Genomic DNA, 18,903 nt, shown 5'->3' with positions numbered 1-18,903 from the left:
CTTGCACTTTGGACAGTTCATGTTTTTTATCCTCCTTTTTATCTTTCTGAGGATTATTATAACATATATCTATCTTTTAGTGATACTCTCATATATGAGAGATACAGAGTGCCTGAGTACTGGATTGTCATCCCTGAGTTCCAGACTATTGAGATTCTAACAATCGAAACAGATAAATATAAGACTCATTCAATCGCGGAAATCGAAGGAGTGGTTACATCTAAAGTCATAGACGGTCTTCAAGTCAACATTAAAAATGTGTTCGAGTAGTAGGGGACTTGGAATCTCTCAGCCTTGAACAGGAAAAGAAATATTATCTGAACCAGTTGCAAAACGAGTAAATAAGTCCATTTTCACCCATCCTATCTGTGTAACGAAAAGATGATATCGAGTGTAAGGGAGTGAGAATATTTTATGAGCAAAGTCTTGACATTATTGGCGGGTTTTGCTACTGTGGTTAACATCTAAACTAGTCTATCTCTAAGGAGGTACTCTCAATGGGTAAGCACTCAAAAGCGCTATATGTTTTTTCAAAGGGGTTCATATTCATTGCCGTCACAGTCTTTTTGCTTGTGGTGGTAACATCAGAGAATTCGCATGGTCTGACGTTTTCACTGACAAAAACGGTAAACGTTGACTACGGCGGCGTATGGTGCATCCCGGTGTTTGACGGAAACAGCATTGTAGTTTCGACCGAGCAGAACGGGACGATTAAAGTGGGTAATTTTGACACATCCTTAAATCAAACATCGACAGCTGTCACAGTGGCGACATCGGCGGATACGGCAAACGGAGACACAATTGCTGACCACAAGCACCTGTTTCAGAACAATTACCACTATATAACTTTTTCAACCTCAGGCTCAGGGCAGGGTGGCTACTTATATCTGTTAAAACTTGACGCCAATCTCCAGCGCTCAGGGATAACAACCGTGGTAAGCGATGGCTCTCCGACAAATGACATGTTTATTGTTGGTGACGGCACGTATATCTATGTAGGGCAGCTCTACCCTGGCAATGGACACAAGGTTTATAAATATGACTCCTCCCTGGCACTGAAAGGCACGTATGTCATAGGCACAGGCACCAACGTCCACGCTAACGGCGCTGCCGCCGTGTACTCTAACGGTTACTTCCATCTCGTGGCCCCGGATACGCTTGCACCAGGTGCTAATGACAACTTCAGCAGGATTATCTATGACTCAAACTGGAACGTTGTTGCCGGTAAATCGACTATCCTAACGGACAAAGGTATGTTGAGCATTGTGTCGGCTCTTTCCATAGAACCTACAACAGGATATTTCATCATTCACTACGGGCGCGGCAGCTCAGACAAGGGCGGGGATTTGTATCGCGCGGTTTACAACAAAAGCTGGGGGCTTATATCCAATACGCTTGTTGTCTCCGGCACATGGACGCGCCCTCATAGCATGATTTATAACAATAAGCTATACGTGGGTTATGACACCCCGCCTAATTTGTCATCTTTTAGCATAACAAATACTGCAAAAAGCGATTTCAACGCCGACGGCTACCCCGACATTCTATTGAGAAACAAGACAAGCGGAGCCAACTATGTATGGCTCATGAGCGGCACCACGATAAGCAGTACGCAATCTCTTGCATCGCTTTCAGATGCGACATGGAAAATAGTGGGCACCGGGGACTTCAACAAAGATGGCAGCACCGACATCCTGTGGAGAAATACCTCAACCGGGGACATCGCCTTATGGTACATGAATGGCACCTCCGCAAGCAGCAGCGCATCAATTGCGTCAGTATCCGATGCCAACTGGGAAATCGCCGCCGTTGCAGACTTTAACCAGGACGACTACCCTGATATCCTATGGAGAAATAAGACATACGGTTACACAGCCGTATGGCTTTTGAACAACACTACGATAAGTGGGATCGCTTCACTTCCCACAATATCCGGCACGTCATGGGTGATAGGGGGCACGGGGGACTTTAACGCCGACGGCTACCAGGATATTATTTGGAGATACAGTTCAACTGGGGCTAATGCCGTCTGGCTCATGAACGGTACTTCTGTAAGCAGCACGGCAACATTACCATCCTTAACCGGTTCTACCTGGGAAATCGCTGGCGCTGCGGACTTTGACAAGGACGGCAACTACGACATTCTGTGGAGGGATAAGTCTACCGGGGCAAACGTTGTGTGGCTTATGAACGGCACCTCGGTAAGCAGTTCCGTATCACTGCAAAGCATTTCGGATACAATATGGGATATTGCAGGGCTTAAATGAACATACCCTGTGTGATATTCAATACTGGGGTGAGGGAAAATATGTCCGTAAAGAATTGAATCAGTTGAGAACAAAAATATTTTGCAATTGGCTCATCTGTGAATATAATGACTCAAGAGATTAAGCATATGATAGTGAGCTGCCTCAAGCCTTACGGGGTTAAGAGCATTGCGGTATTCGGCTCTTACGTCAGAGGAGATTTTTCAGTTAATAGCGACATAGATATTCTCGTCGAGTTTTCAACAAATTTGACCCTCTACGATATAGTTGGCATAGAACTGGAGTTATCAGAGGCGCTTGGGATTAAAGTTGATCTATTGACAGAACGTGCCATCAGCCCTTATTTGATTGACAATATCAAGAAAAGTCTTGTAAAGATTTACGATGAATAGAGGCAATTCCGTTTATCTGCGACACATCTATGATTCTATCTGCAGAATTGAACAATATACAAAAGATATGGTTTTTGACAGTTTTATCGATAATGGGTTAGTTCAGGCTGCTGTTATTCGGGAATTGGAAATAATCGGAGAGGCAACAAAGAGAATAAGTATAGATATAAGAGACAAATACCCTGAGATTCCATGGAAGGTAATGGCCGGGACAAGGGATAAACTGATACACCATTACTTTGGAGTCGATATTCAAGTGGTTTGGGATACGGTAGATAAAGCAATCCCACAATTGAAGGCAAAAATCGAAAGATTATTTGAAAGAGAGGGCATTGGATAATTTAATCGTAATGACTATGACATGGTCTATCATTGCTCCCATCTCCCTGTTCATCACCCCCCATTATATGTGCAAAATACTTGTTGACACTGAAAAATCCATTTCTTTATTATAGGGATGGATTTGGCGGGGGTGTGCGCTGAACCGGCCAGTTGCCTAAAGGCTGCCTAAAGATTGCCTATAAATTACCTGAAGGCTGCCTAAAGGCTGATAGAAGGTTAATATCTCATGAGTGTTTTGTTCATCGCCGTTGCCGCGGCTGTTACAGGGGGCTTATTAGCGGCTGTTTTCTCAGGGAAGGCTGACAGGGGCAGGGTTGCCGCCGTTTGCTCTGTCTCAACTATCGCCCTTGCTGCCGCCGGTGTGCTGTTTGTTTCTGTGCGCGTGCTGCTTGGCGGTGATGTGCTTACTGAAACTATCGACATGGGGGCGCCGCTTGGTCTTGTTAGATTTGAACTTGACGCGCTGTCCGCATTTTTTGCTGCCCTGACTGCCGTCACTACCCTGTTTTCTATTATTTATATTACCGGTTATATTTCACTTATGCCAAAATCATCACCACGTATGAGCGCTGGACTACACTACATGTTCTTTAACTTCGCAGCTGCCTCCATGCTTATGGCCTTAGTCCTCAGAAATGCGCTTGTATTTCTTGTCGTATGGGAAATCATGGCGCTGAGTATCTTTTTTCTCATCCCCTTTGAGCGGGGTAAAATTAAACCCATGTCGGCGGCGGTTCAATTTCTTGTTACCATGCACGTGGGGGCAGTGATTCTGGCTGCCGCTATAGTCATGGCTTCCAACGGGACAGGGATGGATTTTTCAGATTTTACCGCCGTGCTTTCGTCAAATACAACAAGCGGCACGATTGTGTTTCTGCTATTTTTCATCGGATTTGCATTTAAGGCCGGGCTTATGCCGTTTCATTCATGGGCGGTTCACGCAGAGACCGAAGCCCCGCGCGGGGTCTCAGGTCTGCTCTCAGGCGCTGCCGTAAATATGGGAATCTATGGAATCCTCAGAATCATCGCCCTGACGCCTGCCGCTGCACCGCTCTATGGTTACACCGTGTTATTTATATCCATGTTTTCAGCCGTACTAGGTATCCTCTATGCCCTGGTCCAAAATGACCTCAGACGCATACTTGCATACTCCACAATCGAAAACGCAGGTATCATCGGCATCGGCATCGGTGTAGGGCTGCTTGGCAAGGCATACTCGCTTCCCCTGATGGAGGTGCTTGGATTTGCCGGGGCGCTCTTTCATGTCGTTAATCACTCCCTGTTTAAGGGCGTATTATTTTACGCAGCAGGCGCAGTCTTTCTCTCAACCGGTACGTCGAACATCGACCGGCTGGGTGGTCTTATCAAATCCATGCCAGTTGTGGCCGTGACTTTTTTAGCCGCCTCACTTTCAGCCTCTGCGCTGCCGCCCTTTAACGGCTTTATCAGCGAATTCCTCATATACTCAGGGCTGCTAAGGGCGCTGACGCCGGCATCAGGATTTATCATCACTGTCGGGGTGATTGCCGTTGCCGTGCTTGCCCTAAATGGCGCTGTCACGCTTGCTGTCTTTGCCAAGACCTTTGGTATTACATTCTTAGGCACGCCGAGGTCTAATTTGCCAGCTGCCTTACAACCCCCTGCATCGATGACGCTCCCGCTTATTGTCCTTGCGGCCTCATGTCTTGTCACCGGTCTTTGGCCGGAGTCCGTTATGCGGCTTATTCATGCCCCGTTAGTGTGTCTTGGGGTCACGCAAATCAATCTGATAGGTAACGCTGTTACCATTACCGGCTCTGTAGCACGCGGCGCACTTTTGCTTGTTGTAGTGACTGCCGCCCTGTTTCTCATACGCACGCTGCTTGTCAGAACCCCTGCCTCTGCGCCGACATGGGGCTGTGGATATGAGGCCGTCTCAAGCCGGATGCAGTACACTGGGTCATCGCTTGGCGCACCACTGGTAAAACTTGTCTCACCGCTTCTGCGGCGTGTTGAAAAGAAAAAATTCATCCCCAAAAGCGCCGACATCCCGGGCTGTGAGCCGTTTCCCGCAAGGCGCGTGAAATATACATCGGTTACATTCGATTTTATCGAATCTATGGTTATCGACAAGGGCATCGCTATACTGAAGGCGGTTTTCGAGAGGTTTTCATGGGTTCAGAGCGGGCACACCGGGCACTATGTCTTATATATTCTGGCTGCGCTGGCCGCGTTTCTCTTTGCCGCCGTATGGAGAGGTGTTGCGTGAGTGGCGCGATGGTCAGATATTTCCTTATGATTGCCATATCGGGCGTCATCGCCGGGCTCATCGTCAAGGTAAAGGCAGTGTGGGCGGGCAGATACGGCCCTCCGGTCACTCAGCCATTTTTTGACCTTATCAGGCTTCTGAGAAAGTCCTCAGTGATAAGCAGAACTACATCTCCAATCTTTGCCCTTGCCCCCTCGGCAGCCCTTGGCGCTGTGTTGACGGCAGCAGTAGTGGTTCCTATTGCCGGACGCCCTGCCCTTATTCATTTCAACGGGGACTTCATATTTTTTACCTACGCTCTGGCCTTCGGCAAGTTATTCACCGTGTTTGGGGCGCTTGATACGGGCAGCAGCTTTGAAGGCATGGGCGTAAGCAGGGAGATTACATTTTCTGCGCTCATTGAACCTGCGTTTTTCATCATCATGGGCTCAATGGCTATGCTCACCGGCCACACATCTATTACCGGTATTTATTCGATGATCCCTGCCGCCGCCTACGACTTCGGACAGGGCGGTTTTCTGGCGTCAATCATGGGGGCAGCGCGCGCATGGTCACAGTCTGAACTATTAATCCCGGCCATCTGCGGCAACATCGTCCTTATGATGACAATCCTCGTTGAAGCAAGCCGTATGCCCGTTGATGACCCTACTACTCATCTTGAACTGACAATGGTCCATGAGGTCATGGTGCTTGACACTAGCGGTCCTGATTTGGGGTTTATCAACGCCGCAAATATGATAAAAATAACCCTGCTTGGCACCCTCATCACCGGCATAATCATCCCGCAGTGGGTGTCGCCGCTTGCCGGAGTAGTCCTGTATCTGCTTATGCTCACACTTATAGCTATAAGCATAGGGCTGCTTGAATCCACAATCGCACGGCTGCGCATGACACATGTGCCGCAGTTTATACTTGGGGCTACGTCTGTGGCCCTAATCGTCTTAGCCGTGCTGATGCTGGGGGTGCATAAGTGATACATAACCTGGTCGTCGTGCTATTTGGCGTTACACTTCTTTATATCTCCACAACCAGCAGGCTTGGCGCATATATCAAGGTGCTGTCAGTTCAGGGGCTGCTCCTGTTTCTATTTTCCCTGTCTCACGCAGGGAATATGAAACTAGGTCACACAATGATTCTTGCATTTGAGACCCTCGTTGTAAAGGCCGCCGTCACACCCCTGTTTATTCACTACATCATCGAAAAACTTGACATCAAACGGGTGACAGAGCCGTATATCGATAACTTTATCTCCCTTATTGTGGCAACCGCCATTATCTCTGTATCATTTGTCCTGTCTGTGGCGCTGAGAAACGCGGGTTCTGGTGTTGATGTCCTCACGTTTAGTATCTCCATCTCAGCGGTAGTGATAGGGCTTTTTATCGTCATAACCAATCAAAAACTAATTACCCATGTTATGGGATTTCTGGTGCTTGAAAACGGGGTGTTTATGATGTCGCTGTCCCTTGCCTCAGAAGTGCCGGTAGTTGTGGAGGCCGGAGTTCTGCTTGATGTGTTTATGGGTGTATTTCTCATGGGGATATTCCTGAACCGTATGAAATCTACGTTTGAAAGTTCAGACGTAACCCTTCTGAGGAGACTAAAGGATTGATACTCAGCGAATCTATGTTGATTGCCATGCCAGCGTTATTTGCTGCGCTTTCTATCGGACTAAAGGCGATTCGGGCGGTCAGTGCCAAAGCGCCATTCTTTGACAAGACGATAATCGTTGCGGCGGCGGTTACTCACCTTGTGATGACGCTGCTCCTTTCATATGGGCCATCCATGACATATGGGCAGCACGCCCCGGATGCCTTAATCGGCGCCGATGCCCTGAACTATCTCTTTCTCCTTATACTGTCCACACTCTTTCTGGCCTCAGCGCTCTACAGCACTGTCTTTATCGCAGAGATGACCGTTCTGATACGAGAGGCACACGACGAAAAATATAACCACTGGTATGTACCAACAATGCTCTTTACGCTGTCTACGTTGAGCGGCGTTATACTGAGCAGGAATCTGGGCCTGATGTGGGTATTTATCGAGGCAACGACCCTGTCGACTGCCCCGCTCATCCTTCATCACAAGGGAAAGGAATCGCTTGAGGCGGTGTGGAAATACCTCTTCATCTGCTCAGTGGGCATTGCCCTTGCCTTCATTGGTGTACTGGCGATGACAGAGGCCGGTAGATCAATCAAGGACGCAGGTCTGAATGTCGATGCGCTGAGCGCCGGGGCAGCGAATATCTCACCGCTTTGGGGGGGGATTGCCTTCGTATTTGCACTTGTTGGTTTTGGAACGAAGATGGGCCTTGCCCCCATGCACACATGGCTGCCTGATGCGCACTCTCAGGCGCCCTCACCGGCGTCGGCGATGTTTTCTGGTGCGCTGACGATTTCTGCCTTTTTGTGTATTCTGCGCTACTATCAAATATTCTCCTCAACGCCGATGATTGGCTTTATCAGGCAGCTCATGCTTATTCTTGGCCTCGTTTCCCTGTTTGTTTCGGCTGTGTATGTCATCAGGGCGGGGAATTTTAAGAGAAAACTTGCGTACTCGACAATTGAGCATATGGGGATTCTGGCAATAGGGATGGGGCTTGGCGGGGGGGCGGTTTATGCCGTGATGCTCCATACGCTTTGCAGTTCGCTTGCCAAGCACTCGTTATTTCTTACGTCGGGGAATTTCCTGCACGCCTATGGCACAGTCAACGTAAAGGATATTCGCGGCGGGGTTGACCGTGTGCCACAAAGCGCGTGGCTATTAGTGACAGGAACCCTTGCCCTTTTGGGATTTCCACCCTGGGCGATTTTCATTACGGAGTTTTCAATGCTCAGGCAGATGGTGACAGACGGCAGATGGTTTATACTTAGCGTGGTTGCCCTTTTTTTAACGGTCATTATCTATGGATTTGCCGCAGCGGTGATGCGCATGGCATTCTCTAAAGGACAAGGTGAGCCTGTTCAAAAACATCATGAGCCCATCCTGTCAACCCTGCCGCAGTGGACATTCATAGCGGCGCTGGCTGCCCTGGGGATTCACATCCCTCAACGTTTGAATACGCTGCTACATCAGGCAGCCGCAGCGCTTGGAGGCAATTAATGGGCGTCTGGGCGGCAATAAAAAATGGCATCTCTATACCGAGAAAGGCAATCCCCATATTATCGATGGCAGACCTGGCGCAAGACACTGCCGCGCATGTAAAAGACGGCCTCAGACCTGTTCACTTTTTCGGGCATCCCACGCACGAAGACAAGTACGAAATCATAGCTGTACTGGCTGATGACACATCAAACACGCTTATGGCGGCCTCTGCATTGGCCGGGCCGGGTATGACATATGATTCGATAACCCCCCATGCCCCTGCCCTTCACCTGTTTGAACGAGAACTCTACGAACAAACCGGCATCATACCGGCGGGGCACCCCTGGCTTAAACCAGTTAGAGATACAGGGCCAAGCGCGTCACAGGCATTGTACAGCTCACTCGTCAGAGACACGCACGAAGTAGCAGTAGGACCGGTTCATGCCGGTATAATCGAACCAGGACATTTCAGGTTTATCTGCCACGGCGAGGAGATTTATCACCTTGAGATACAACTAGGCTATCAGCACCGCGGTATTGAACCCCTCTTTAAAGAGGGCAGCCCGATGCTGAAGGCCCCGCTTGCCGAATCCATAGCCGGGGACTCAGCAATAGCCCATGCGTGGGCTTATGCCGCCGCGGCAGAAGCACTCTGCGGGATTGAGCTGTCTCCAAAGGCTGAGATTCTGCGCGCCATAGCCCTTGAGCTTGAGCGCATAGCGATGCACCTCGTGGGGCTTGGCGGGGTTTCGCTGGACATTGGATTTTTGCCCGGGGCATCTGCCTATGGCCGCATTCGCACAGCCGTAATTAATACAACATTAATGCTCTCCGGCTGCCGCTTTGGCAGGGGGTATATACGTCCTGGCGGTGTGCTTGCAGACATTGGCGTGGACTTAAGGCAGCACATCATGGATATGACGGCAGAGATAGCACGCGACCTCGAGATTGTAAACCAATGCCTGTTTAATAATCCAGGCGTGTTATCAAGACTGGAATACACGGGAAGGATAAGTACGGACTTGGCATGGAAGGCAGGGCTTGTCGGTATAATAGCAAAATCTGCCGGTCTTCCCATAGATGTTAGGGCAGACCAGCCCTACGGCATATACAAGCATGACAGGATTGACCCGGTCACACTGAACTCGGGAGATGTCTATGCGCGCGTCAAGCTCAGGGCGCTTGAGATAACACAGTCAATAGAATTAATCCGCGGCTGGCTGAGTTTTGGCCTGATGACCGGAGATATTTATACAGCCCCGCCGCTGTTAGGGCCTGACAGATTCGCCGTTGCACTCATTGAGGGATGGCGCGGTGAGGTCTCTCACGCGGTACTAACCGGGGGTAACAGCGAAGTTGATCACTATAAGGTAGTGGATGCCTCGTTTCACAATTGGTTTGGCCTTGCCCTTGCTGTCAGAAGAGGAGGGATTTCAGATTTCCCGGTCTGCAACAAGAGTTTTGATGCCTCTTATGCTGGGCACGACCTGTAGGAGAATTTCATGTTTGACGCATTACGGGTAAGATTTAACCAGGGATTCAGAAGCATAAAGGATGTAAAAGCGGCACGGCCTCCTGAGGGATTTCGAGGGCTGCCGATTATTGAATCAAGGGACTGCCCAAACGGCTGCTTCAGATGCGGCGATGTGTGCCCGACGGGGGCGATTTCATTTAACCCGCTTGCCATAGACCTGAATAAGTGCATACTCTGCCCCGAATGTGTGCGCGTATGCTGCAATGGGACAATAAAATTTTCAAACTCTATAGAACTAGCTGCAACAGAGCCGTCGTCATTAATAATATCTGCCCAAAGGAAGACCCCTGTGGTAAAGGTAAACGAAGGGCTTCGAAACTATTTTAAACGCTCGTTCAAACTCCGAAGCGTATCAGCAGGTGGGTGTAACGGCTGTGAACTGGAGTTAAACGCCCTGTCAAACGTAAACTTTGACATCGGGCGCTTTGGTATAGACTTTGTCGCCTCACCAAGACACGCAGACGGCCTCGTACTGACCGGGCCGATTACTAAAGGCATGGCCTATGCCTTAAGGGACACATACGAGGCAATGCCCAGCCCCAGGGCGCTTATTGCTGTTGGTAGTTGTGCCCTAAGCGGCGGCCTGTTTGCGAAATCAACCGCCGTTGACCGCTCGTTTTTAGACACTATAAGACCAGTCCTTTCAATCGCCGGCTGCCCGCCCCATCCGCTTACAGTTATCAACGGGCTGCTTAAACTGCTTGGGCACGATTTGTAATATTATGTTGTAACGTGTATAATATTAAATTGATTACGATATATGGGGGGTAAGTATTGTGACAGTTAAAAGGAGCAGGCCGGACGCTAATACCAAGAAACTTGGTGCGGCATTGCTGGAGGCCGGTGTAATTAAGGAAGAGGAGCTAAAGTCGGCCCTGGCCGAGCAAAAGCGTACTGGTAGCAAACTAGGCAAAGTGCTTATAGACCTCGGCTTTACTTCTGAAATGGAAATTGTTCATACAGTTGCAGACACCATGGGGCTTGAGAGCATAGAAATTCAAAAAACCGAGATTGAGGCAGCCGCCATTAACGCAGTACCGGTAAAACTCGCAGAGAAACACCTTGTTCTGCCTATCAACTTTGCAAACAACCGTATAACCGTGGCAATGTCAGACCCGCTTGACCTCGGGGCAATCAGAGACATTGAGTTTGTCACGGGGAAAAAAGTAAAGCCGGTAGTTGCAACTTTGTCTGAAATAAGAAGGGCAATTCAGACTTATTACTACAATGTAAAGCCCCGAATGCTGGGAGAGATACTGGTAGAGGCGGGAACTATTAAGCCGGAGCAGCTTGAGGCATGTCTTAAAAAACAGAAGACAAGCAAGAAAAAACTTGGCGGCATTATAACTCAGATGAACTTTGCCACAGAGGCTGAGATAGCGCGCGGCTTGTCGTCACAACTTAATATGCCGTACATTGATCTGACCTTTGTAGGCATACAAAATGATGTAGCCAGATTGATAGATAAGGACTTCGCCTTGAAATATGTGCTTGTACCGTTACGTGCCACAAACCGGATGGTGGAAATAGCTATGGCCAATCCAATGGACATTGACGCCATAAGGGAAGTCAAGTACATGCTTAACAAGGAAGTTGAAGTAGTTATCTCTACACCAACAGAAATAGAGAATGCCATTCGCCGCAATTACGCTGAAATTACACTTGACAGGTCAACTGGGGCAACGCAGGTTGATTCATTTGAAAGGCTTAATGAACTCTTTGCAGATCAGGAGCAAACAGATTCTAAACTGGACATAAAAACTGACCGTATTGATGTTTACAGTGAAGCAAACAAACTGTTAAAAGACAGTGAATCCCCGCCGGTTATCCAGCTTGTAAATAAAATAATATTAAACGCCCTTAAATCCAGGGCAAGCGACATACACATAGAGCCTCACGAACACACATTTAACATTAGATTACGTGTTGACGGGATAATGTCCAGCCTTACGCAGCTTTCAAAGACTTACGCCCCTTCTGTGGTCTCAAGGATAAAGGTTATGGCCAAGCTGGATATATCTGAAAGACGCATCCCGCAAGACGGTGGGATAAAGATCAAGGTCGAAGGCAAGGGGGTTGATCTCCGAATCTCTACGCTGCCTACGCAATATGGCGAAAAGGTGGTTATCAGGATTCTTGACCCGTCGTCGTCAAGTTTGTCGTTAGTTGATATAGGCTTGAACGACAAGGATTATCAGATGGTGTTGGAGATGATAGAAAAGCCGCAGGGGCTTGTGCTTGTTACAGGACCAACCGGCAGCGGCAAAAGCACTACATTGTATTCTTCGATGAATCACCTGATGACCGAAATAAGTAATGTTATTACGATTGAGGACCCTGTTGAATATAATCTCAAAGGCGCTATTCAGGTAAATATAAACGATAAGGCAGGACTTACATTTGCATCTGCCCTGCGTTCGGTACTGAGACAAGACCCTGACATTATAATGGTAGGAGAGATGCGCGACCCGGAGACTGCTGAAGTAGCAATTCAAGCCTCGATAACAGGGCATCTTGTTATAAGCACGCTGCACACAACCACTGCCGTTGCCGCAGTTACAAGGCTTAAGGGTATGGGTATCAAAGGCCACTTTATAGCGTCGTCTTTGAATGGAATCATTGCCCAGCGGCTTGTCAGGAAACTTTGCAACACATGTAAACAGACCTATACGCCATCGATGGAAGAACTCATATTGCTGGGTCTGAAAGGGGAAAGTGTAGGCGCTAATGCCAGGTTCTGTAAGCCGGTAGGATGTGACGAATGCGGAGGACGCGGCTTTAGGGGCAGGACAGGGATTTATGAAATCATACCAGTTAACCAAACAATCAGAAAACTCATATTCGAGGAAGCCGGAGAAAACGATATATCTCGTGCTGCTTTTGACGCCGGTATGCATTCTATTACCGAGGACGGACTTAGGAAAACGATGGAGGGGATAACTACTATCGAGGAGGTAATGAGGGTAACATCGAACATATCAAGCAGGGAGATGGTTATATGCAAAAATTGTACTCTGCCGCTGAGTTCTGATTACGTCTTTTGCCCGTTTTGCGGTCATTCGTTGAAACATAAATGTCCTAAATGCCTGAATCCAAGGAATCATGATTGGAAGTTTTGCCCCTTCTGCAATGAGGTGTTTAAGGACTAGCCGCCATATTTCTTAATGAATTCCAGCAGGACTGCCTTTTTTATAGGTTTGGTCAGGTGTTCGTCACAACCGGCCTCGCGGCTTCTATCTTCGTGTTCTTTTAGGGCATGGGCTGTGAGGGCGACGATTGTTGTCCTCCGGACGTTTTGTTCGTTTTCCCACTGTCGAATTTCCCTTACAGCGGTCAGACCATCCTTGACTGGCATTTCCATATCCATCAGGACTATGTCATAGGTGCCGGATGTGAATTTCTCTACAGCTATCTGACCGTTTTCTGCCGTTTCAATCTTATGCGGGGTCTTTTTCAGATACATCAGTATCAGGTTTCTGTTGTCTTCGTTATCCTCTACGAGTAATATTCTAAGCGGTCTTGTCCCGGATTGATCATCTTTTAAAACTGTCGGCACGATATTTGTACCTGTCGGCTTTAGGCTGAGTTTGCATTCATTGTCGAGTTTAAACTTCGCCGTGAATGAAAAGACGCTACCCTTGCCATACTCACTCTCTACGTGAATCTTGCCCCCCATCATCTCGATAAACCTTTTGGAAATGGTCAGACCTAAGCCCGTGCCGCCATATTTTCTTGTCGTTGAGGAGTCAACTTGTGTAAACCGCTCAAATACCGCATCCAGTTTATCTTTTGGAATACCAATGCCTGTATCTCTTACCGAAAACTTCAACTCTATCTCAGACGCAGTCGAATTCACGACCTCTGTCATTATGGCAATCTCACCTTTATCTGTAAACTTGATGGCATTACCAATGAGATTGACGATTATCTGTCTCAGGCGCATCGGGTCACCTACCAGGCCTATTGTCTCAGGCATATGTGACAAGACAAGCTCCAGCCCCTTTTGATGGGCACGGAAGGACATCACCTCGCCTATCTTATCCAGCAGTTCGTTCAAATCAAAGCAAATAGACTCAAGCTCAAACAGGCCGGCCTCCACCTTTGACAGATCAAGGATGTCGTTTATTATCGCAAGCAGGCCGTCTCCGGCGTGCCTGAATGTCCTGATATACTTCGCCTGCTCTTCGGTTAATGTCGTCTCTGACAGCAGGTCAGCCATGCCTACAATAGCATTAAGCGGGGTGCGAATCTCGTGGGACATGCTTGATAAGAACTCTGTTTTGGACTTGCTGGCCGCTTCGGCCTGGTCTTTTGCAATTTTCAGATTTTCAGATAAATCAAGCAATTCTTTTTCTCTCTTTCTCTCGGCAGTAATATCCCAGTTAACACCAATCATACGGACTGGCTGACCGGAGGCGTCTCTTTGGGTAATCGAGGAGGCCTTGATTGTTTTCTCCCCTGATGATGTAATAATACGGAACTCTGCGTCATAATCTGCCTCCCCTCTTAGGGCCGCGCCAAGTTTTTCTTCTGCTGCTGGCAGGTCATCAGGGTGTACTTTAGCAGACCAATCAGAATAGGCTCCCGTGAAATCTTCCGGTGGCATCTCATATAGCTTGAACATTTGTTCATTCCAGATGAGCTTCGATTGTTTCACGTCATAATCCCATATCCCAAATCCACCTGAATGAACGGCCAGGCTCAGGCGCTCAGAAAGGCGCGTTAATTCCTCCTCGGCCTCTTTACGCTTACTTATGTCAACAATCAGGCCGACAAATATACTCGTGTCTGATTTTATCTCACTCACAGATAGTTCAATCGGGAATGTAGTTCCATCTTTCTTTTGTGCGCGGACTTCTCTGCCAATACCGATGATTTTCTTCCTGCCGGTCGTAATATAATTTAACAGATACTGGTCGTGCCCGCTTTTGTATGGCTCGGGCATGAGCATCTTAACATTCTGGCCTATGACCTCACTGGCATCATATCCGAATGTCCTCTCGGCAGCGCGGTTAAAGAGCTGGACTGTACCAATGTGGTCGATAATAATTATCGAATTGACGGCGCCATCCAAAATCGCGCGCATCATGGACTCACTTGCCTCTAATTCACTGGTCTTTTTGAGCGCCTGCGATTTTGTCTTCGGCATAAACGGGGGTTACCTTGCCCCTATCTCTGGAAGCCTAATTGTAAATTTGCTCCCCCTGCCCAACGTGCTGTCAACCTCGATAACCCCTCCAAGCATAGTTTCAACAATACGTCTGCATAGATATAATCCCACGCCAAGCCCCGGCGATGTACCGCTTTTCATATCCACTTTTTCAAACGCATCAAAAAGCCTCTCCTGAAATTCGGGTAAAATCCCTGAACCGGTGTCGCGGACGAAAAATAAGACATCCTCCTCACCTACATCATAGCCGATTTCCACCTCGCCAAATTCGGTGAATTTGATGGCGTTATCAACAATCAGGCGCAAGACCTGCCGCAGCCTTTTCCCATCTGTAAAGATGGTATGTTCACCCTCTGGCATCGTAATAACTAAATTCAGGCCCTTCTCTGCCGCAGCCTCCTTGTAATAGAGTCGTAGTTCTTCAAGCATTGCCCGTATGGCAATATCTTCATAGTGCAGGGGGTGGTCACTTCTTTTCATGGAAGCAACTTCTAAAATATCTCCGATGATTTCGTTCAGGCGTCTGGCTGCGGTGACGATGCGTTTGAGACCGTCTGAGAGTACATCTTTGTCCAGATTACCCTCTTCGCTGCGTTTATATAGGGCGCTTGAGAGGCCGATAAGGGGGATGAGCGGGGTATGGAGTTCGTGGCTTGCCATGGCGATGATGAGGTTTTTTGATTCCTCTATTTTCGCTATAAAGGCGGCCTCACGCAGCTTCCGCTCGGTTTCTTTTTTTTTGACTGCCTCGCTGATAGCGTATTTAAAGAGCCGCCTGTTGATGGGTTTACCGATGAAATCGTCGGCATTTTCTCTGAATGCCTGAGCTGTAAGGTCGCGTGATGTATCTGAGGTCATAAATATAATAACAGCATCGACCTTTCTGTCTTCACGAAGTTCGATTAACAGGTCAAGGCCGTCGCGTCCGCCAAGGTTATAGTCAAGGAGAATAACGTCAAAATCAGAAGCAATGGTCTGCGTGAGGGCGCCTGCTGCGTCAACCGCTTCAAAGACAATGTAGTCCGGCTCCAGAATATTACGAATCAGAAGCCGTATAGCCTCATCGTCATCGACTACCAAAACAGTCTTCGCACCACCCGCCTTGACTTTTAAAATATTCTCATCGAGTTTATACATAATAGTGAATCCTCCTTTGACGTGTATAATTATAACATATATAAAAATTAATTCTGTTAGAATATTCCTGTACAGATGGTTGATTTTCCTTTAGTTTATATGATGTAATCTATGCACTATGGGGCAAATACCTGGTGATTTTGGATAACTTTTTTCTTAATATCCTCTACCGTCCTGCCACTGTTATGAACGGTGTCTTTGCGAGCTGGGCTATATTTGCTGCTTGTGCGTTTGGATTCTATATGCTATTGCGCTATGCTGGCAGCTCTGGCATCAGCGCTGGCGTCAGGACATTGGTTTTTGTCGCTGCCTCGGGGTTGATGGCTGTATACACAGTTGAGCTGTATTTATATCTGACGTCTTACGCGTATGGAGACCATGTCGAGCCGGGCATTGCCGCTATATCATGGATTTTTACTAAGGGCAGGGCAGTATATCCCCCGTTGGGTTCGCCGGACAGGTACAGTTTTGTTTATGGACCAGCCCTGTTTATCATCAATGGTTATATAATGAAGGCACTCGGGCCCTCAATTCTAACGTCTAAGCTGGGCGGCGTCATGGCTGCAATATTGGCGGTAGTGTTGTCGTTTCTCTCATTCAGAAAACTTTCAGGCAATCAGGCCGCATTTATTGCCGCTGCTCTGATAATATTAATATTCATGGACTTTCCTGTGGTTACGTTTTGGCAGCGAGCAGACCCATTCATCATCTTTTTCGTAGTCCTTGCATTATATGCCTCAACGTGCGGCAGCAAGACGGCGGCGGTCATTGTCACAGGCATTTGTACCGGCATATGTGCGGACTTAAAGCTGCACTCAGTCTTATATTTCATCCCTGTTGCTGCACTGCTTTATGTCCGTTTTGGTCTTGCATGGGGTATCGGTATGTATGGGCTGGGATTTATTGTGGCATTAGCGCCTTTTGTCATATTTGAAAACATCTCTTTGTATAACTATGCTATGTGGATGAGGGCTACGGCGAGGCATGGGCTTGAGCTTACACTTTTTATAAAGAATCTAAACTTTATCGCATTGAAGATTGCTGCTGCTGCGCTGATATACTTATACGGCTTTAAAGATACGGTGAAACTCAGGCGGTATATGCCTGCAATATGGGCATTTTTAGCTGTCTCGCTGGCGGTTTCAGTTGTGGCGTCGAAGCCCGGAGCGGGTGTACACCATCTGCTGCCGCTCATACCGGTTATGATTTATTTATTTCTGGCAGCCGCCTCAACCGTGAACGTTGACCCTTCCAAAAAAAACATATTTATTGCGATATTAATATCGTCTCTGATAGTGACTACTATGCCTGCCCTTAAGACCCCTATCATTTTATATATGAACATAAAGGAGCGCGCAGCAGCGCCAGAGATATTTAATGAAGTGGAGGGCATTATAGCGGCCTACCCATCGCAGACTATCGAAATGGGTTACGCAGGCGATGGTACATACCCGCTGACGTACTATCGTCCATTATTGGTATTTCACACCGGTATCTACTCGTTTGACGCTGCGTCACTTATGGACAATGTATTAAGCGGTATATCTATACCAGAGGCTGCCATAAGGGCAGTCTCTGAGTGCAGGACAGGCATATGGCTGATACCGCGAGGTGGTCAGGCATTTTCAATGAACGGCTATGACAAGTCATCAGGTGGACTATTTACCAGCACATTTCAAAGCGCCTTCACACAGCGGTATAAGATAGTCTCAAGCACGCGTCATTTCGATATCTGGTCATGCACACCGTAGTGAATTGCCGAATGCAGATTGATTTCATTTGCAATATTAAGCTATAATTAATCTATGCCTACGACATTACCGGTAGAAGTATATGACCTGATAGAGAGTAAAGCAGGCAAAGAAGAAGCCCGTGAAATCGGGAAAATCTTAACGGTCGCCTTTGACGCTATCGAAACAAAAGCCGAAACCGTTGTTATTCAAAAAAAAGCTGAGATTAAAGAGGAATTAACCAAAGAGCTGGTCACTAAGGAAGACTTACTAAAGATGGAAGGCCGCTCAAACGAGAAGATTACTGCCGTTAGAGAAGATTTACTAAAGTTAGATGGCAGTTTAAACGTGAAGATTAGCACCGTTGAAAGCAGTTTAAACGTGAAGATTAGCACCGTTGAAAGCCGTTTAAGCGAGAAGATTAGCACCGTTGAAAGCCGTTTAAGCGAGAAGATTAGCGCCGTTGAAAACCGTTTAAACGAGAAGATTAGCGCCGTTGAAAACCGTTTAAACGAGAAGATTATTGCCCTCGAAGGTCGGCTCAACGAGAGAATTACTGCTGTTGAAGGCCGCATGAACGAGAGATTTGCTGCTGTTGAAGGCCGCATGAACGAGAGATTTGCTCGTATGGAATTGAAAAATAAATTGTACTTTTTAACACTCCTATTCGTCATACTTTTAACAAACCCCAAAGCCCTTGACCTGATTGCCAAACTCTTTGGCCTTGTAAAATAGACGGCCTTGTAAAGTAGACATGTGACCACCCGCTGCCTTCACACCCCGGAGACATCAAGCAGTGTCAGCGTCCCATTACCATTAGCCGTCACAATCGTCCCCGGCTGCTCCGGCACATGTGCGATATGCCGGGGAATCCACGGCAGCCGTATCGTATCAATTAACTTGCCAGATTCCATATCCCATTGCTTCAACGTATTATCAGATGAGCCGGAGATTATCCCTTTGCCATCTTGGGTTAGAATACAGGTATAAACCCCGCCTTGA

Annotated in this window: 15 protein-coding genes and 1 pseudogene; 13 read left to right on the top strand and 3 right to left on the bottom strand. The window is 47.7% G+C overall.

Annotated elements, in window-relative coordinates; all coding sequences use genetic code 11:
• From ASN18_RS09060 to ASN18_RS09010, 11 genes and pseudogenes are all read left to right on the top strand, one after another.
• Positions 1 to 270: pseudogene (locus ASN18_RS09060) on the top strand (hypothetical protein); the annotation flags it as partial.
• Positions 271 to 497: 227 nt separating this feature from the next.
• A complete protein-coding gene (locus ASN18_RS09055) occupies positions 498 to 2,267 on the top strand; it encodes an FG-GAP repeat domain-containing protein (RefSeq protein ID WP_085052425.1) in 1,770 nt (589 codons plus the stop codon).
• Between the two features lie 128 nt (positions 2,268 to 2,395).
• On the top strand, positions 2,396 to 2,659 hold the full coding sequence (locus tag ASN18_RS09050; protein ID WP_236861629.1) for a nucleotidyltransferase family protein: 264 nt from the start codon (positions 2,396 to 2,398) through the stop codon (positions 2,657 to 2,659).
• Positions 2,652 to 2,999 (top strand): HepT-like ribonuclease domain-containing protein, encoded by a 348-nt coding sequence (locus ASN18_RS09045; RefSeq protein ID WP_085052424.1) that lies wholly within the window; start codon positions 2,652 to 2,654, stop codon positions 2,997 to 2,999. Before ASN18_RS09050 ends, ASN18_RS09045 begins: the two co-directional genes overlap by 8 nt.
• 228 nt (positions 3,000 to 3,227) lie before the next feature.
• Positions 3,228 to 5,249: a proton-conducting transporter transmembrane domain-containing protein gene (locus ASN18_RS09040; protein ID WP_085052423.1), complete on the top strand. Its 2,022-nt coding sequence runs from the start codon at positions 3,228 to 3,230 to the stop codon at positions 5,247 to 5,249.
• Positions 5,246 to 6,223: a respiratory chain complex I subunit 1 family protein gene (locus ASN18_RS09035; protein ID WP_236861628.1), complete on the top strand. Its 978-nt coding sequence runs from the start codon at positions 5,246 to 5,248 to the stop codon at positions 6,221 to 6,223. Before ASN18_RS09040 ends, ASN18_RS09035 begins: the two co-directional genes overlap by 4 nt.
• The gene (locus tag ASN18_RS09030) at positions 6,220 to 6,858 is read left to right on the top strand and encodes a hypothetical protein (RefSeq protein ID WP_085052421.1); all 639 of its coding nucleotides are present in this window, start codon (positions 6,220 to 6,222) and stop codon (positions 6,856 to 6,858) included. The genes ASN18_RS09035 and ASN18_RS09030 overlap by 4 nt, the downstream gene beginning before the upstream one ends.
• A complete protein-coding gene (locus ASN18_RS09025; protein WP_085052420.1) occupies positions 6,855 to 8,348 on the top strand; it encodes a proton-conducting transporter transmembrane domain-containing protein in 1,494 nt (497 codons plus the stop codon). The genes ASN18_RS09030 and ASN18_RS09025 overlap by 4 nt, the downstream gene beginning before the upstream one ends.
• Positions 8,348 to 9,823: an NADH-quinone oxidoreductase subunit D-related protein gene (locus tag ASN18_RS09020; RefSeq protein ID WP_085052419.1), complete on the top strand. Its 1,476-nt coding sequence runs from the start codon at positions 8,348 to 8,350 to the stop codon at positions 9,821 to 9,823. Before ASN18_RS09025 ends, ASN18_RS09020 begins: the two co-directional genes overlap by 1 nt.
• 9 nt (positions 9,824 to 9,832) lie before the next feature.
• Positions 9,833 to 10,582 carry an NADH-quinone oxidoreductase subunit B family protein gene (locus ASN18_RS09015; protein WP_085052418.1) on the top strand — a complete coding sequence of 250 codons (750 nt, stop codon included), beginning with the start codon at positions 9,833 to 9,835 and terminating at the stop codon, positions 10,580 to 10,582.
• A 58-nt stretch (positions 10,583 to 10,640) separates the two neighbouring features.
• A complete protein-coding gene (locus ASN18_RS09010) occupies positions 10,641 to 13,013 on the top strand; it encodes an ATPase, T2SS/T4P/T4SS family (RefSeq protein WP_085052417.1) in 2,373 nt (790 codons plus the stop codon).
• Here the strand turns inward: ASN18_RS09010 and ASN18_RS09005 are convergent.
• Together ASN18_RS09005 and ASN18_RS09000 are read right to left on the bottom strand one after the other, a co-directional pair.
• Entirely contained in the window at positions 13,010 to 15,013 is a 2,004-nt protein-coding gene (locus ASN18_RS09005; protein ID WP_085052416.1) for a PAS domain S-box protein, read from the bottom strand. The genes ASN18_RS09010 and ASN18_RS09005 overlap by 4 nt on opposite strands.
• Before the next feature lie 9 nt (positions 15,014 to 15,022).
• Positions 15,023 to 16,171, bottom strand: a complete 1,149-nt coding sequence (locus tag ASN18_RS09000; RefSeq protein ID WP_085052415.1) for an ATP-binding response regulator — start codon at positions 16,169 to 16,171, stop codon at positions 15,023 to 15,025.
• A 134-nt stretch (positions 16,172 to 16,305) separates the two neighbouring features.
• On the opposite strand from ASN18_RS09000, the gene ASN18_RS08995 reads away from it, so the two are divergent.
• Together ASN18_RS08995 and ASN18_RS08990 are read left to right on the top strand one after the other, a co-directional pair.
• Positions 16,306 to 17,922, top strand: coding sequence for a hypothetical protein (locus ASN18_RS08995; protein ID WP_085052414.1), 1,617 nt, complete (start codon positions 16,306 to 16,308; stop codon positions 17,920 to 17,922).
• Positions 17,923 to 17,976: 54 nt separating this feature from the next.
• Positions 17,977 to 18,636: a hypothetical protein gene (locus ASN18_RS08990; protein ID WP_085052413.1), complete on the top strand. Its 660-nt coding sequence runs from the start codon at positions 17,977 to 17,979 to the stop codon at positions 18,634 to 18,636.
• A gap of 38 nt (positions 18,637 to 18,674) precedes the next feature.
• Here ASN18_RS08990 and ASN18_RS17530 read toward each other — a convergent pair.
• A partial coding sequence (locus ASN18_RS17530; protein ID WP_236861627.1) for a hypothetical protein occupies positions 18,675 to 18,903 on the bottom strand: 229 nt, incomplete at its 5' end.

The organism is Candidatus Magnetominusculus xianensis (assembly GCA_001541255.1).
Taxonomy (GTDB): domain Bacteria; phylum Nitrospirota; class Thermodesulfovibrionia; order Thermodesulfovibrionales; family Magnetobacteriaceae; genus Magnetominusculus; species Magnetominusculus xianensis.
Note: the sequence above shows the minus strand (reverse complement) of the source record. Positions and strands in the feature narration are given on the sequence as shown.